We start from the raw sequence: 17,231 nt of genomic DNA on the forward strand, positions 1-17,231 counted from the left end.
ATGAAAGCACAGTCTCAGGTCACTACATCGAACATGTCTTATCAACCCATTGCCGATATGAGTTTTCAGGGCTTACATTGGATTGAAGCTTCAGCAGGCACAGGCAAGACTTTTACTTTATCCAGTTTGATGGTACGCATTTTTCTCGGGGCCTATTTGCCGAATCAGGTCATTGCAACCACCTTCACCCGTGCTGCCGCTGCGGAGCTGAAAAGTCGCGTTCGGGCACGTTTGATTGAAACTTTACGTTATTTTGAAGGTTGTCAGAGTCTGACCGAGCGAGAAATACAGGCCAAAATAGCCGCTGAACAAGATCCGCTTTTTACCAAAGTACTCACAGATTATGCACAGCGGGTCGGTTTTGCCCAAGAGCGTTTGAAGTTGGTGATTGATCAGTTAGATGAGTTATTTGTCGGGACATTGGACAGTTTTAGTCAAAAGTTACTGCGTGAGTTTTCTTTTGAAAGTGGCAAGATTGAGCGTGCAGATATCACCGATGATGCGCAGAGTTATACTCAACAGCTTATTCATGACGTATTACGCGAGTGGATTCAAGCACAGCCGCAGCCTGTGGTGAATTATTTACTGTTAAAACAAAAATTAAAAACCGAACAAGCTTATGTGCCGATTGTTGAAAATAGTTTGAACTTTGCATCAGCACAGTTTCAACAGGTAGAAAAACCTACACTTGATTTGACACAATTTGAACAGGCCATTGATCAATTTACCACGCTGGATGTGGCGCAGATTGAACGCTTGAAAGACTATTATGCACCCGAAGGGCAATACCATGCAGTGCTGGGGAAAAAGTGGCGTACCGATGCTTTGATGCAGCGCATTCTATGTCAGGACTTACCTGCTTTTTTGACTGCGCTGAAAGAGCAGCGGGCTTATGCCTTATTTGCGCCACATTTTGAAAAAACCTTAAAACATCTGACTGACCTTGCGACGAAAAAAGTCTTAAACAAATGTGCTGTAGATGTACTGGAACAGTTTGAGCAGCATCCTGTGTGGCGACAGGTCCGCAGTTTCTTAGACGCGTTGGCAGAGCTAGAGCTCAATTTGGATGTGCTGGATGCGTATTTAAAATATCACTTAAGCTCTGAGGTGAAAAAGCGATTACCACAAGTCTTGCAGCAAAAGAGTGAAACGACCTTTGCTCAGCAAATCCGTACCTTGTCAGAAGCCTTACAGGGCGAACAAGGCCGGCGCTTTGCCCAGTTTGTACAAGCACGCTATCCACTCATTTTAGTGGATGAGTTTCAAGACACCAACCAAGACCAAGATGATATGTTGGCGCGGATTTGGCGTGATGCACAGCGTTATCATCAAGGCTGTATGATTATGGTCGGTGACCCAAAACAAGCTATTTATGGCTTTCGTGGGGGGGACATGCTGACCTATAACAAGGCACGTTTAGATGTTTTGGCAAAGCAAGGTCGGCAGTATAGTTTGAAATATAATCATCGCTCTGTGCAAAAGCTGGTACAGGTGGTGGATGCTTTATTTCAACGCCAACAGGACTTTGGTGAGCAGGTCTATTACCAGCCTGTAGAAGCAGGGACTCGACCACATCCCGCTTTGGTCGATGCACAGGGTGAAAACCATATACCGCTGCGCTGGCTATTACTTGAAGACAAAAAAAATGAAGCTCAACAAGTGGCATGGAAAATTCGTGATTTAATCAACCAAGGCATTCAACAGCAACTGTATGTGGCAGATGATCCGCTACAGTTTATAGGGGCAAATGATATCGCGGTGTTGTCGAAAAACCATGATGGCTTGGACAAAGTTCAGTTTGAACTAGAGCGTTTGGGAATTTTGGTCAACCGTCCGTCTAAACGCAGTGTGTTTGAAAGTCAGGTCGCGAAAGATGTCGGTGCGTTATTGACCGCAATGATGCATCCTTTTGATGAAGCCAAAGTTCGCCGTGCGCTTTTGAGCCGGCTGTTGGCGATTGATTTAAAACAGTTACTAGAACTGGAAAAGCAAGCCAACGGTTTAAGCCAGTTTATGGCGGATTTTGATGACATCCGCGACATGTGGATCAATAAAGGCTTTTTAAGTGCATGGCAGTACGCTTTAAATCTGTTTAAAGTCTGGAAAAACTTGGTGGCTTACCAAAGCCGAGACAACGAACGGACTGTGGTTAATCTTCGGCATTTGACTGAGTTGTTGAGCCAACATAGTGAGCAGTTCCAAGGCGCGCAGAAACTGTATCATTGGTATCTCAAACAGTTACATTTGCCTGCGGAACGTGAGTGGGAGTTGGAACGCAAACTCTCCAATGCCACAGGCGTACAGTTGATGACTATTCATCAGTCCAAAGGTCTAGAGTTTAAAATTGTGTTTTTGCTGGGTGCCGACAAAGACTTTAAGGAAATAAATAAAACCTTAAACTTTTCAACGCTAGAACAGATCAATCCGACGACAGGGCAGAGCGAGTTACAGCGTATCGTGGCAGTAAATGATGCCAATCTGTTAGACCCAGCCGCGATTGATCAACACAATGAGCGAGCCGAAGCAGAACAGCATCGCTTATGGTACGTCGCACTGACTCGCGCCAGCCACCGCGTGTATGCCTTGCTGCAAGATCAGGAATATAAATCAAATACGGCATTAGCATTTTGGCGTGGCCAAGCAGGTAATCTATTTGAACATCCTGCCAGTGGTGATGAAGCGTTATTGGCCGAAAAGCCGATTCGTTTACAGCCAGCGGAGCAGCAAGAGATCATTCAACTGCAAGCTTTGGCCTTTCCTGAACAGCGTTTTTATCCACGTTCCAAAACCAGTTTTAGTGCGTTGGCACAGCATTTGAGTCGTAAAGAGGCAATGGATGCCTTAGCAGTTTTGAGTGAGACAGTGGGCAGTGCGGATGACGAGATTAATCATCCTGTGCTTGAGGATGTGGAGCTGAGTCAGCCTTTGGCTTGGATTAAACGGCAGTTTCCAATGGGGACGACTGCGGGAACCTTCCTGCACGAAATTTTCGAGCATATTGATTTTCAGGACTCACGTGACTGGGGACTGGAAATTCATCGTCGTTTTAAAAATGATAGTCCCTTACTGTGGCAAGAGTTATTGGGCAAATATCAACACGAGTTTGGACAGGATGATGAAACTCAATTGGTGCAGTGGATGCAAGCGTGGTTAGCAAATGTGCTAGAAACGCCTTTGCATGCAGGTTTTCAGTTGAAGCAACTTAAAGCCGATGAACACTTGGCTGAATTTCCTTTTTATTTGTCATTGTCCGATCATGTGCTGGCGATTAAACGCATACAGGCATTGTTTCAAGAATACGGCATTGATCTGCTCGACTTAAATGAAGCCAATTCTGCTCGTTATCTGACTGGTTCGATTGACTTGGTTTATTTTGATGGTCAGCGTTATCACATCGCCGATTATAAAAGTAACTTCTTAGGGGCGGATCAGCAGAGCTACAATCATGATGCAATCCAATTGAATATGTCACATGCCAGTTATTGGTTGCAGGCGGGCTTATATTTGGTGGCTTTACATCGCTATTTAACAGTGAATTTGTTGGACTATGACATTGAAGAACATCTGGGTCAGGCGAGTTATCTTTATTTGAGAGGAATGAATGGGCAGTCCGATCAAGGGGTTTTAAGTTGGCGTGCTAGCCCAGAGTTTATTTTAAGACTAGATGCCATCTTGGGTTATTTTGCTGAGGATACTTCTACTGAAAATCATGTAGGCAAAACTTCTGAATTAAGTGAAATTAGTCACTCGTAAACAAAGAATTAAGTTGTGGATAACTTTGAGGATAACCGTGTGGAAAATGTGTGTAAAGCCACTATTGATCAGGCTGTCGAGATAGATACATGGTTAACGCGTTGGAGTCAGTTTATTCAGCAGTCACCACTGAGTAAAACAGGGTTCACCGAAGCACGTAGTGAAATGATTCAACAGGTTCTTGAAGCCATGCTACGCGGTGAGAGTTGTATCTCGGTTGCAGCTGAAGCCCTCACAGTCTTAGATGATTTGGTGATGGATGAACAGCAGGCACAGCAACAAAAAGCCCCGTTTGTTTACGATCAACAGCAATTATATCTGTATCGTTATTGGGCTTTAGAGCAGTCCTTGGCCCAGCAAGTGGCGCGGTTAAAACTGCAAGACTTAACGCAAGTTGATATTTCAGCTTATGCTCATTTACTAGAAGATCCACACCAAAAACAGGCTTTGGCGATGGTGGCCGAGCAGGCGCTCGCGATCATTACAGGTGGTCCGGGCACAGGGAAAACCTATACCTTGGCGCGTATTATTGCGGTGCTCAAGCAAAGTCTGCCTGGTATTCGTATTGCGATGGCTGCACCGACAGGTAAGGCGGCGCAGCGCATGAAAGAAGCCCTGCAGAACTCTTTTCAGGATGAAAAGTTACAAGACCTAGTTACCCCAGATTTGAAAAACTTAAATCCTGTGACGCTACATCGACTTTTGGGTTTAGGGAATACGCAGCAACCGCGTTTTCATAGCAGACAACCTTTACCTTATGATGTGATTGTCGTTGATGAAGCATCAATGCTGGATTTAAATTTGGCGCAGATGCTCTTTGCTGCCATGCCGAATCAAGCCCGTTTGATTTTATTGGGAGATGCCGATCAGTTGGCTTCTGTCGATGTTGGCTCTGTGCTCGCCAATTTACAACAGGTTCCAGCTTTGGCTGAAAATAGAGTCAATTTGGTCAATAGCCGTCGTTTCAAATCAGATGCACGAATTGGAAAGTTGGCACAATTTATTCAACAGCAATCTTGTTTTGATTTAATGATGCATCCTGCCGGAAAACAGAGCGTATTGCACACTTTTCAACAGCAAGTAGTACATGCCACGACGTTGAAGGCGGTTGAGTTGGATCAGGTCAAGGTTGATTATCTACAACTCGAATTGTTGCCTGAGCAAGCTTTATCTGCAGAGCAGTTACAACATTATTATGATCTGCTGATGCTCGGCTTTCAGGGCTATGTCGAGGCTTTAAAGCAATATCAGCAAAATCCTAATGAGTCTCTCGTACCCAAAGTGATTCAATATTTTGATGATTACCGTATTTTAGCCGCCATACGTCACGGCCATTTCGGCTTAAAACAGCTCAATCTGCAAATCGAGCAGCGCCTATTAGAACAGTCAAAACAAATTAAACAAGGCGAATGGTACTTGGGCCGTCCTGTGATGATGACCTATAACGACTATCAGTTAGGGGTGTCGAATGGCGATATTGGACTGTGTTTACAGCGTGTTCAACAAGGCAAGTTGCAATTTGAGGTGTATTTCCCCAGCTTGGATAAATGGGTAGCTGCAACACGATTACCCAAAAATATTGAAACGGCTTTTGCACTGACCATTCACAAATCTCAAGGCTCTGAGTTCACCCATACCGCGGTGGTTTTAGATCGGCAGGCTGAAAAATTACTCAGTAAAGAGTTGATTTATACCGCAATTACGCGGGCGAAAAAAGTGGTCAGTTTACTGGTCGATGCCGATGCATTCGTACATGCTATGGTGACTCGAACCACCCGAGAAAGTGGTCTATCAAGAAAAATTAATCAACAAATTCAATTGTGAAGATTTAATAAACAAATAGGAGCTTTGTACGAAATGGCTTACAGGGATTCAGGAGATTTGCGCATAGAGCTTTGCTGAGGATTTTGAGAAGATGGCTTCACATAAAGAGCTCAACACGGAATGTTGAGTATAATCGCAAAAAGATAATAATAACGTCAGTAGACAGCGAACTTACAGTGAAGTAGGTGAAAGAGGAAACTTACAGCCGCTAAGCCTTGTAGTTTTGGGAGAGACTACAAGGCTTTTTTATATCTGATAAATTGGCAAAATGTGACAAAAAATAGCCATTCATTCCTCGAAGCATAAAATACAGTTATAGATTAAATATTGAAGAGAAACTGTCTCAGTATTGCACGGTTATGCTTTTTTAAATTTAGTTCTTATATTTTTAAGTGATTGTTTTTTAGTTATTAAATTTTAATTATTGCATTTTTTAGAAAAATTTAGGTTGAATAATGGAGAGAATGAGGAGTTCATGTAAGCAATAGCTTACATAAAGATGAGTGAAATACGACTTTTTTCTTTAGCTCTGTGTGGCAAAATGTGTCACATAAGGATGTAAATGATTAAACATGGAATGTTTAATACAAGACGCGGAAAAGCACATTATTATAATGATAACCAAAACAACAAGAACAAAAATAAAAGAACACTACAGCGCAAAAAAGCCCAAGTTTACTTGGGCTTTTTTTTATGCTCAGACTAAGTCTGTTTCGCTTCGATCGGTTGCAAATAAGGAGCGACGTTGGTGCTTTAAGATTTTGGGACAGTTCTTTGAGATTTGATAAAGCGTTTTCGCTAAAGCAGGTAAGTGGGTCCCGACGACAGATTTTCCTGTGGTTAATAGCGATACACTAATATCACGTTCTGGATCGGCCCAGCAGAGAATATTGGAAAACCCGAGATGTCCAAAGGCTTGCCCAGTCATGGGTCCAAATAACCCAATAGGATTACTCCCTAGCATTGGGCCTAAGGCATAACGCATCGGGACTAATAATGTCCGATCTAAACTGACTCCTGACGTGGCCAAGGTCGAGCGAAATACCGTTTGGGCACTCATGATTTGTTTGCCTTGGTATTCGCCACCACTCAAGAGCATTTCAAAGAAACGACCAGCTTGTTCCGCACTGGTATAAATGTTGCCCGCTGGGCAAATCGTGTCCATAAAGCGCGCATCATTGGTCACATCGACCGCCAACTGTAAACCACCGCCCAGTACCCGATTGAGATAATGGTCTGTGCCTAAACGTGGATGTAGACCTGTGGCATAGTTTAAAGCGACATCCGCTCGATACTCAGGTTTTAGGCCATAGTTAAAATAATCTAAGCCCATGGGTTTTTCGATATTTTCTGCAAGAAATTCGCGGGCCGTTTGACCTGTTACCCGCTCAATAATTTCCCCTAAAATATAACCTGACGTCACGGCGTGATACGCCAGATGTGTGCCCGAAGCTGAAACGGGTTGTGCCGCATAAAGACGTTCTAAAATTTGATCTTGATTAAACAATAGTTCAGGCGTGACTTTACTGTCAATGCGAGGAATACCACCACGATGAGCGAGCAAATGGAAAATGGTGGCACGACGTTTACCGTTTACGCCATATTCGGGAATATAGTGGCTAATCGGATCGAGTAAATTTAGATCGCCGCGTTCATCCAACATATGAATCAGCATGGCTGTGACGATTTTAGAGGCAGAAAATAAGCAAACTGGGGTATCGGGTGTGCCAATTTTCGCATCTGCCGCTAAACCATCGGGTGAATTACCTTGCGCATAACCAATGCTGCGATTTAACAATATTTGTCCCTGACGACGTAAACAGAGGCTGATGAAAGGGTAGTTTCCTGTTTTATATAGGGACTCTACACTGGCCCAAATGCTTTGAATTTGTGCGTCATTCATGCCACCCAGGGTAGCGGAGACCTCATCTTTAGAGCGAATCACGTGGTTGAGGTCATGGGGAACATAACAGGTATTGGCAGATAAAATTTTCACAAATTTCTCTCTATTTTTCGTTTTTATTGGATTTGAGTCTGATACTGAAAATCAGAATTGTCATGATTGTGCATGATTTGTGCAAAGCCGTCAGTTGCTGAATTGACTGCGAACATAAAACATTTTTGCAATATAGCGCTAGATCCCTTAAAATAATGCCTTGCTGTAGTGATGCACGGCAGTCAACTTGGTTTTGAAGAATCAATTTGATTTGTATCAAATGTAACTTATAAGCATCTCGGAGAAATCGAATGGCTTTAACAAACGCAGATCGCGCAGAGATCATTGCTAAATTTGCTCGCGCTGAAAACGACACTGGTTCACCAGAAGTTCAAGTAGCTCTTTTAACTGCTCAAATCAATGATTTACAAGGTCACTTCAAAGAGCACAAACACGACCACCATAGCCGTCGCGGTCTTATCCGTATGGTTAACCAACGTCGTAAGCTTCTTGATTACCTTAAAGGTAAAGACGCTACTCGTTACAGCGACTTGATTGCTGCTTTAGGTTTACGTCGTTAATTCGATTAAACTTTTATTTTCGGACTATCGCATTTTGAATGCTTTATTACTGAAAAAGAAAGTCTACCTTGCTTCTGTGAGGTAATGGGGAAGGGGCGAATGTTTCGCTCCTTCTTTGTGTCTTAAAATCATATTTTTAGTCTCTGGTGAGGTCGGCTTCTAAGCTTTGTCATTTATACAGTTGCCTGAAATGGCGATGTGAATGCCAAACCTTAGGGGTCTCCACTAGAATAAAAATCAGGAAAGAAAAATACATGTCTATGTTTAATATTATTCGTAAAGAATTCCAATATGGTCAACACACGGTTGTTTTAGAAACTGGTCGTGTTGCTCGTCAAGCAAACACTGTTGTGATCACCATGGGTGGTGTACAGGTTCTTGTTGCAATCGTTGCTCAACCAAAAGCAAAAGCAGGCCAAGACTTCTTCCCGTTGACTGTTAACTACCAAGAAAAACAATATGCCGCAGGTCGTATTCCAGGTGGTTACGGTAAACGTGAAGGTCGTCAGTCTGAAGCTGAAACTTTAATTTCACGTCTTATTGACCGTCCAATCCGCCCATTGTTCCCAGAAGGTTTCTACAACGAAATCCAAGTAACAGCGACTGTTATTTCTTCTGACAAAACCATGGAAGGCGATATCGCTGCAATGTTGGGTGCTTCAGCTGCGATGTCTATTGCTGGTGTTCCATTTGCAGGCCCAATCGCAGGCGCACGTGTTGGTTTAATCAACGGTGAATACATCCTTAACCCAACTTTAGAACAGCTTAAAGAATCTGATCTTGACCTTGTGGTTGCAGGTACTGAAGCTGCTGTATTGATGGTTGAATCTGAAGCGAAAGAGCTTTCTGAAGACCAAATGTTAGGCGCTGTACTTTTCGGTCATGACGAAATGCAAATTGCAATTCAAGCGATTAAAGAATTTGCTGCTGCTGCGGGTGCGGTTGAATCAACTTGGGTTGCGCCAGTTAAAAATGAAGAGCTTCTTGGCAAATTGAAAGATGCATTTGAAGCGAAAATCTCTGAAGCGTATACCATTGCTGTTAAGCAAGACCGTTACGCAGCATTAGATGCACTTCACGTAGAAGCTGTTACTCAGTTCGTTCCTGAAAATGATGAAACTGGCATTGCTGCTGAAGTTGACGAATTATTCGAAGACCTTAAATACCGTACGGTACGTGACAACATTTTGTCTGGTAAACCACGTATTGATGGTCGTGACACCAAAACAGTGCGTGCCATTGATGTTCAAGTGGGTGTATTAGACCGTGCACACGGTTCTGCATTATTCACACGTGGTGAAACACAGGCGTTGGTAACAACAACTTTGGGTAATACCCGTGATGCGTTGATGGTTGATACCCTAGCTGGTACTAAAACTGACAACTTCATGTTGCACTACAACTTCCCTGCATACTCTGTAGGTGAAACAGGTCGTGAATCTGGTCCTAAGCGTCGTGAAATTGGTCACGGTCGTTTGGCGCGTCGTGGTGTTCAAGCTGTTCTTCCTGCGGCTGATCGCTTCCCGTACGTGATTCGTATCGTATCGGATATTACTGAATCAAACGGTTCATCTTCAATGGCTTCTGTATGTGGTGCTTCATTATCACTTATGGATGCAGGTGTTCCATTGAAAGCGCCAGTTGCAGGTATTGCAATGGGTCTAGTGAAAGAAGGCGAGCGTTTCGCAGTTCTTTCTGACATTTTAGGTGACGAAGATCACTTAGGTGACATGGACTTTAAAGTAGCTGGTTCTGCGAACGGTATTACCGCGCTTCAAATGGATATCAAAATTGAAGGTATCACTGAAGAGATCATGGAAGCGGCATTGAACCAAGCATATGCGGGTCGTATGCATATCTTGAACGAAATGAACCAAGTGATTTCACGCGCTCGTCCTGAAATTTCAATGCATGCCCCGACATTCCAAGTGATCAACATCAACCCAGACAAGATCCGTGACGTGATTGGTAAAGGTGGCGCGACCATCCGTGCTATTACTGAAGAAACCAAAGCTGCAATTGATATTGAAGACAACGGTACCGTTCGTGTATTTGGTGAAACCAAAGCTGCTGCTGCTGCTGCAGTTGCAAAAATCCAAGCACTGACTGCTGAAATTGAACCAGGTACGATTTACGTCGGTAAAGTCATTCGTATCGTTGAATTCGGTGCGTTTGTAAACATCCTTCCAGGTACTGATGGCTTACTTCACATTTCACAAATCTCGAACGAGCGTATTGCAAACGTGGCAGACGTGTTGAAAGAAGGTCAAGAAATTAAGGTACAAGTTGCGGATGTAGACAACCGTGGTCGTATCAAATTGACGATGAAAGACATCGAACAAGTTTAATCTCTTGTCAATTCACATGGTGTTTGCCATGTGAATTGAGTTGTCTTAGAAAAGCCTTGAGCTTGGCCAATGTAAACTTTGGCTTGCTCAGGGCTTTTTTTATGGCATCATGCTGGCTAAGACAGACAATAATAAATGAGATATGCAAAGCTATTATTTCTATCAACATCCCACAGCACAGCATACCTATGTGCAGAAACAGCCAATTGCAGAGCAGGAAGCCGAGTTTATTTGGGTGGAGTGTAGCCGTGACGATGTGGTTAATCGGGCAGAACATTGGCAGCAGGACATTTATGCGGCAACGGGACTGTGGATGAATGAATATCATCTGCGCGATATTCTCAATTTAGACCACCCTTGTGCCTTTGATACTTTGGAAGATTACGACTTACTGATCTTTCGTAAGCTGATCACACCTGATGATCAAATCAAGCTTGATACGCAAGCGGCTGAAAAACATGAACGGGTTTTTGGTCTGGCGACGACCCCGATTAGTTTTATGCTCACGCCGCAAGTCTTGATTACGGTTAGAGAGCAGGGCAATAAAGAAGTTGAAAGCTATATTCAGCGTATGGAAACGGTACTGAGCCGTCCGATTGAGGAGCATAATAAGCCAAGAAAATTACCCGCAACGCCTTTAGATTTGACCTTGAGACTGCTCAATAATATGGTAGATGGTCATCTTGATTTACGTGTGCCGCTGACACGTCGAGTAGAGTTTTGGCAGCAAGAGCTTTTACAAGGGCATCGTCGTTTTACCAAGTGGCATCAACTGTTGCAAGAGAATATGGCTTTCCAACAAGTGGAAAATTTGTGCGAAGAACAAATTGAGACTTTGCAGGAATTACGCGATGAAATTGTCGATAACTATTCGCACTTGAAAGGGAAAAAGCGTAGCGAAAAACAAGACATCATGCTAGTACGTGTCGATGATTTAACCAGTCATATTGAACGTATTCAAAAGCATACCATTCGCTTGAGAAATGCAGTCCAAGCAGCCATTGATCTACATTTTTCAGCCATTGCCAATCAAACCAATGAAAACATGCGGATTTTAGCCATTATTACCGCGATTTTTGCGCCGCTAACCTTGTTGACAGGGGTGTATGGTATGAACTTCGAGTTTATTCCGGGGCTGAAGTCCCCAACAGGATTTTGGATCATGTTGGGTATCATGTTAATGACGACATTGATTCTGCTGTATTATTTTTATCGACGTCATTTGGTCGGGCGTGGCGAAAAAAGTGTTATTGATATGTTGGCACAGCAGCATGCGGATCAACATATGAATTTATTTTGGTTCATCGATTATGAGCCGATCAAGCAAACGGTGAAGGGCACCATCAAAGATTTAGAGAAAATCACCAAATTAAAATAATTCGGTGATTTTCCGCATAGACCATTAAAGCCAATGGGCTTTAAGGTATTTCTTTATATGCTGACGCTATCCTTGTTCAATTTATTATTCGGATATATGGGCGTCGCAGGGAGATTTAATTTAAGAGGTTTTTAACTGGGCTCCTTTTAAAATCCGGTAAAGCTGATCTTTAATGAACAACTTTTTGCGTTTGAGGGGCTCAATCTCTCCACGATGAATCCTGACAGGGTCTTGTTCGAGTAAACAAATTTCCTGATCGAGAGCTTCATGGTCGTCAAACATTTTAGAAAAATGCGGATTGTCTTCTCTAAGCTGTTGAATCATGTCTCGGTATTCAGGAAACATGAGCTTAGTCTTTTTATTACAAACTTTGAGTTTCATGGTTGCCGTCTAATCCTCTTATTCAAAAATAAAAAAAGAAAGAAAGGCATGCGCCCATCTTTCTTTATAGAACTAGTGTTGAGTCGTTTGAACTGGGTCAGTGAGATGTAAATGTTTTACTTCACGACGAAGTTTTTGAACTTCCTCAATCAAATCCAGCATCATTGCGACTGCAGTAAAGCTGGCATCAAAGTCACGTTGTAAGCGATAGGCTCGCCGTGCACGTGAGACATCATCACCAAAAAATTGGTGAATGCGGTTATCGGGTCGGTTAGGCAGAATGTCATATTCCAACAGCTGTAAAACCCATTCAGGACTTTGTCCGCAGGCTTCAGCAAAATGCTTTAAATCAAAGCTATGTTGTTCATCAACAATTTCAGCGTGTCGACATCCGTCTAAAATAATTTCACGATATTGAATAGTCGTCATAACTTTCTCCTTAAGACTGACGCGGCTTAAAGTGAGGGAAGGCTTCAGCAAAGGCTTGGTAGGCTTGCTGTTCTTGCTCACTCTGCGCAGGAGGTTGAACAATGTTTAAAATTAAATATAAATGTCCTGCCTTTTTGGCTGGAATCCCCTGATCTTTTAAACGGAGTTGCTGCCCCGTTTTGGCATTTTTCGGAATTTGAATTTGTAATGTCCGACCATTAGGGAGCGCGGCGGTGATGCTTTGCCCCAAAGCGGCTTCCCAAGGACTGATATTCAGTTGGTGATAGACATCAACTCCTTCAACGCGTGTGGTCTCCGTATCTTTGTAATAAATTTCGATATACAGGTCGCCATTTTCACCACCCTGAATACCTGACTGTCCTTGACCACTTAAGCGAATTTGTTGCCCTTCTTTCATGCCTTTGGGAATTTTAACTTCCAGCGTTTTGCGCTGAATTTCCGCTTCACCATAGGCATTTAAAGTAGGAATTTGTAAGGTAATAGTTTGGGTGGTACCGTGGAATCCAACCTCAAGATCGACCTCTAAACGCGCATGTTGGTCTTCGCCTTTATGGCGTGTGCTATTTTGGCGTTGATATTGATAGTTTGATCCTCCAAAACCTGAACCAAAACGGCCAAATAAGTCTTCAAATCCTGAAAAATCATGTGCCTGTTGCCCACCTTGGGCATTCCGAAATGCATCTTCAAAACCGCCAAAGCCTGCATTGGGGTTGAATTGCTGTGAGCCTTGCGGATGATCGAGTTCAAAGTCATATTCTGCTTTTTTCGTTTCATCACTTAAGGTGTCATAGGCGACATTCAATTCTTGCATACGTGCTTCAGCATCAGGCTCCTTACTGACATCGGGATGATACTTACGTGCCAATTTTCGATAGGCTTTTTTAATTTGTTCGGCGGTCGCATCTCGCGTTAAACCGAGTATTTCATAATGGTTCTTCGGCATAAATAAGATTAAATAAATTGATTAAGTTTCAATCATTATTCAGCCTTTCAGCAGATTTCAACAGTAAAGATATGTTCCTTATTGTTTCAAAACATGACAAGAAAAAAGCCCCGATGAAAGGGGCTTTGATGGATGAGGGATACTTAGTATTTGACCCATGTGATGTTGCGCCCACCGCCATTTTCGGTCGACGTTCCTCGAATTCGTAAGTGCTTACCATTGTTGCTGAGTCGTGCATATGCGTCATAACGTAGCCCTGTGAAAGGGTCGAGGAACTGTTCATGGCTATAGGTCGAATCTTTGGCATTGTCTAACTGCAAATGGCTGAGCGTTGTCATGCCGACGATGGGTTGATTTTTATTGACCCCATCACACTTGCTACAGTTTTCTATTTTTACCGCACCTGGAATTTCACGCGTACTTACGATGACTGCTTTATAGCTATTGTTTTTGTCTTTTTCAATCATGACGTCACTGAGAGAGTATCCTGTTTTATCATCGATAGTTTTCCATTTTCCGACCAAAGGATCAGTTGCTGCAAAACTGGAGAAGGCACATAAACTGCTGAGTACGAAAAGACTGCAAGAAAATTTCATGATGATAAAACCCCAATGGAAGAGAAAAATAAAGACATATAAAAATTATGGGTTTATTTATAACGAAATTTAAGCGGTGTGACCAGTGAAATATCTATGAATAAAAGTGATGAATCATTTGAATTATCTTATTTTTATGAGAACAAAGGCATAAAAAAAGAGCAATTTAGTTGCTCTTTTTTTATTGCACATGACGCGCTTAGCTTAAGTGTTCACCAAATAAACCCAAGGCTTCTTCTGCACTAAAGCTATATTGCGTGTTACAGAACTGGCAGTCCATGGTAATCGGGTTTTGATGTTCTAGCGTTTCACGAACGGCTTCAGCGCCAATTTGTTCAAGCGCTTGAGCACAACGTTCTTTCGAACAGGTACAGCCAAATTTCAGTACTTCAACTTCAGGTAAGCGTACTTCTTCTTCGTTGTATAAACGGTAAAGAATTTCACTGGATTCTAAATCGGTTAACTCTTCGATTTTGAGCGTTTCAGTCAACATGGTCAGACGTGGCCATAAGTCTTGATCAACACGTTCTTGTTCCTCTTCACTGTTACGTGGTAACAGCTGAATAAGTAAACCGCCAGCACGCTGGGCTGAACTGGCCAAAACGATACGTGTTGGAATTTGGGCAGACAGGTCATAGTACTGCATTAAACAACCCGCAAGATTTGGCTTGTCTAAAGCCACAATCCCTTGATAACGCTCACCAAATTCTGGCTCAATATTAATAAATAGTACAGGGCTAATGAGGGTGCTCAATACCGTACTGCTGCTGTCGGCAGCATTAAAGCGAGGATCTGCTTCATAATCCGCCAAGGCACGTACTTCACCAAGGTGATTACATTCAGCCATGGCCCATTTGAAACTACCTGAAGCCTGAATTTGTAAACTAATACGGCCTTTAATTTTTAAAGTACTGGCAAGTAATGCCGTGGCACTAAGCATTTCACCTAACAGCACTTGGACTGCAGGTGCATAATCACGCTGCGCCAAGATGGTTTGTAGGGTTTCTTCTAGATGAACCACTTCACCACGAACAGGACTATCTTCAATATAAAAGCGTTGACGCAAATCAGACATAAATTTCTCCAATATCCTGTCTTAATGGTGACGATATTGTAAAACACAAGTCATTTTACTTCATCCCGTGTGACATCTATTCGGTCATGTTGTAACTCACGTTGTAGGTCAACACCCACAGGGCTTTGACGGAGCTGCGTATCACTTTCAAATAAGTGTTCTAATTCGGCTAGAGCATTACGATGTGTTTCATAGACCTTCTGTTCATCGTTATAAATACTTTGCTGCTGTGCGAGTAGTTTTTCATCATAATCGCGAAATAACTCAATGCTCTTATAGGCATCTTGTTCTGCAATGCCTAAATTACGTAGGGCAAAATAGGCCATTCCTAAAGACGATAAATAGGTTTCACGCCAAATATGCTCTACCCCCAAGTCACGTAACAAATGCACATGATGTCGGTCACGGGCACGGACCAGCAAGTTTAAATCTGGATAATTGAGTCGAATATGCCGTGCCACATTCATGGAGTCTTCAATATCATCAATGGCTAATACAAACACTTTGGCATGTTCGATACCGGCTGCACGCAGGATATCGGGTTGAGTGGCATCACCATAGTAGAGTTTGCCACCATAGTTGCGAACGAAATCGACCTTGTCGATATTGCTGTCAATCGCCGTGAAGGTTTGGTGCTGTAAGTGAACCAGTCGTGCCACAATTTGGCCGACACGGCCAAAGCCAGCAATGATCATCGGGTTATGCTGTTCAGGAATCTCATCATAGACAGGTGTGGTTTCTTTCTCGAATAGAGGCACCACCCACGAACTCATTAGCCAGTACAGAATAGGCGTTAGAATCATCGACAACGTCACGATCAAATTGATCGGCTCTAAAATGGCTTGCGTAATCACGTGTTCACTCATGGCAACATTGAGCACCACAAAAGCAAATTCACCGCCTTGTGCCAAACAGGTTGCCAGCATCAAACTATTGCGCCATGAAAACTCGAAGTAGCGAGCGATGGCTGTTAAGGCCAGCAGTTTGACCAACATCAGCAATAACGCACCGCCAACAATCAGACTTGGGCTTTCCCACAGCAGCGAAACTTGCGTGCTCATCCCGACGGTCATGAAAAATAGACCGAGAAGTAGACCTTTAAATGGTGCAATACTGGCTTCCAGTTCATGACGGAATTCAGAGTCAGCAAGTAACACTCCAGTTAAAAATGCGCCCAAGGTGGTACTGATACCTAAGACATCCATCAGCGCGACTACGCCTAAGACAATAAACAAACCGACTGCGGTAATCAGTTCATGTGCGCCACTTTTGGCCACAAAGCGGAAAAAAGGGCGCATGAGATAGCGGCTAAATAAAAACAAGCCTGTAAAGGTAGCAACAATCGCTGCAAAGTAGGCCACACCATGATGGGTTGAGTTTGTCCCTGCAAGGAGTGGAATGACTGCAATCAGCGGAATCGCGGCAATATCTTGAAAGAGTAAAATGGAAAAGGACTGCTGACCAAAAGTGGTATTGAGCTGCTGTTTTTCACTGAGCAGCTGCAACACAAACGCAGTAGAGGAGAGGGCAAGGGCAAAACCAATCACGACACTGGCTGCAATCTGTTGTTGCAGGGCAAAAAAGACGATGCACGCCAGTAGCACGCCGCAGAGTGTTACTTGTAAACTGCCCATCACAAAAATGGATTTACGCATTTCCCATAAACGTTGTGGGCGAAGTTCGAGTCCAATAATGAACATCAAGAAAATCACGCCATATTCAGCGAGTTTATGAATGTCTTCAGGGTCATGGACGACATTGAATACACTGGGACCGAGTAAGATGCCCGTGAATAAATAGCCGAGTACCGTGGCAATCCCCAGCCGTTTAGCCAACGGAACGATCATCAGTGCCGCAGCCAAAAAGAGGGTGATTTTAAGCAGTAGAGACATTGCCCTGTCCTAAATTTTTTTCTTTATGTTGGAAGTTTAAGGGAGAACGCGACTCAGGTCTAAGCCTTATTTAC

12 protein-coding genes are annotated in these 17,231 nt (G+C 43.1%); 5 read left to right on the forward strand and 7 right to left on the reverse strand.

Annotated features, from left to right (window positions below):
* Both MF4640_RS02125 and recD read left to right on the forward strand, forming a co-directional pair.
* A complete protein-coding gene (locus MF4640_RS02125; protein WP_078388547.1) occupies nucleotides 1-3,753 on the forward strand; it encodes a UvrD-helicase domain-containing protein in 3,753 nt (1,250 codons plus the stop codon).
* 39 nt (nucleotides 3,754-3,792) lie between these two features.
* Nucleotides 3,793-5,577, forward strand: coding sequence for an exodeoxyribonuclease V subunit alpha (recD, locus tag MF4640_RS02130; RefSeq protein ID WP_078388583.1), 1,785 nt, complete (start codon nucleotides 3,793-3,795; stop codon nucleotides 5,575-5,577).
* A gap of 697 nt (nucleotides 5,578-6,274) precedes the next feature.
* Here the strand turns inward: recD and MF4640_RS02135 are convergent.
* Entirely contained in the window at nucleotides 6,275-7,573 is a 1,299-nt protein-coding gene (locus MF4640_RS02135; RefSeq protein WP_078388548.1) for a serine hydrolase domain-containing protein, read from the reverse strand.
* Nucleotides 7,574-7,824: 251 nt separating this feature from the next.
* Here MF4640_RS02135 and rpsO point away from each other — a divergent pair, with 251 nt between their 5' ends.
* The 3 genes from rpsO (at nucleotide 7,825) to MF4640_RS02150 (ending at nucleotide 11,820) form a co-directional block, all read left to right on the forward strand.
* Nucleotides 7,825-8,094 (forward strand): 30S ribosomal protein S15, encoded by a 270-nt coding sequence (rpsO, locus tag MF4640_RS02140; protein ID WP_004692669.1) that lies wholly within the window; start codon nucleotides 7,825-7,827, stop codon nucleotides 8,092-8,094.
* 260 nt (nucleotides 8,095-8,354) lie between these two features.
* Complete coding sequence (gene pnp / locus MF4640_RS02145; protein ID WP_171263840.1) at nucleotides 8,355-10,442, forward strand: polyribonucleotide nucleotidyltransferase; 2,088 nt, start codon at nucleotides 8,355-8,357, stop codon at nucleotides 10,440-10,442.
* 142 nt (nucleotides 10,443-10,584) lie between these two features.
* Nucleotides 10,585-11,820 carry a magnesium transporter CorA family protein gene (locus tag MF4640_RS02150; protein WP_078388550.1) on the forward strand — a complete coding sequence of 412 codons (1,236 nt, stop codon included), beginning with the start codon at nucleotides 10,585-10,587 and terminating at the stop codon, nucleotides 11,818-11,820.
* Between the two features lie 120 nt (nucleotides 11,821-11,940).
* Here the strand turns inward: MF4640_RS02150 and MF4640_RS02155 are convergent, their stop codons facing one another.
* From MF4640_RS02155 to MF4640_RS02180, 6 genes are all read right to left on the reverse strand, one after another.
* Nucleotides 11,941-12,201: a YdcH family protein gene (locus MF4640_RS02155; RefSeq protein WP_004692664.1), complete on the reverse strand. Its 261-nt coding sequence runs from the start codon at nucleotides 12,199-12,201 to the stop codon at nucleotides 11,941-11,943.
* A gap of 72 nt (nucleotides 12,202-12,273) precedes the next feature.
* A complete protein-coding gene (locus MF4640_RS02160; RefSeq protein WP_004978810.1) occupies nucleotides 12,274-12,630 on the reverse strand; it encodes a chaperone modulator CbpM in 357 nt (118 codons plus the stop codon).
* Nucleotides 12,631-12,640: 10 nt separating this feature from the next.
* Nucleotides 12,641-13,594, reverse strand: coding sequence for a DnaJ C-terminal domain-containing protein (locus MF4640_RS02165; RefSeq protein ID WP_078388551.1), 954 nt, complete (start codon nucleotides 13,592-13,594; stop codon nucleotides 12,641-12,643).
* 143 nt (nucleotides 13,595-13,737) lie between these two features.
* Nucleotides 13,738-14,190, reverse strand: a complete 453-nt coding sequence (locus MF4640_RS02170) for a DUF2147 domain-containing protein (RefSeq protein WP_058868816.1) — start codon at nucleotides 14,188-14,190, stop codon at nucleotides 13,738-13,740.
* Between the two features lie 199 nt (nucleotides 14,191-14,389).
* Entirely contained in the window at nucleotides 14,390-15,265 is an 876-nt protein-coding gene (locus tag MF4640_RS02175) for an Hsp33 family molecular chaperone HslO (protein WP_004978815.1), read from the reverse strand.
* A 50-nt stretch (nucleotides 15,266-15,315) separates the two neighbouring features.
* Nucleotides 15,316-17,157 (reverse strand): monovalent cation:proton antiporter-2 (CPA2) family protein, encoded by a 1,842-nt coding sequence (locus MF4640_RS02180; protein WP_078388552.1) that lies wholly within the window; start codon nucleotides 17,155-17,157, stop codon nucleotides 15,316-15,318.
* Between the last annotated feature and the right edge of the window lie 74 nt (nucleotides 17,158-17,231).

This window comes from Acinetobacter sp. MF4640, assembly GCF_002018895.1.
GTDB classification, from domain to species: Bacteria; Pseudomonadota; Gammaproteobacteria; order Pseudomonadales; family Moraxellaceae; genus Acinetobacter; species Acinetobacter johnsonii.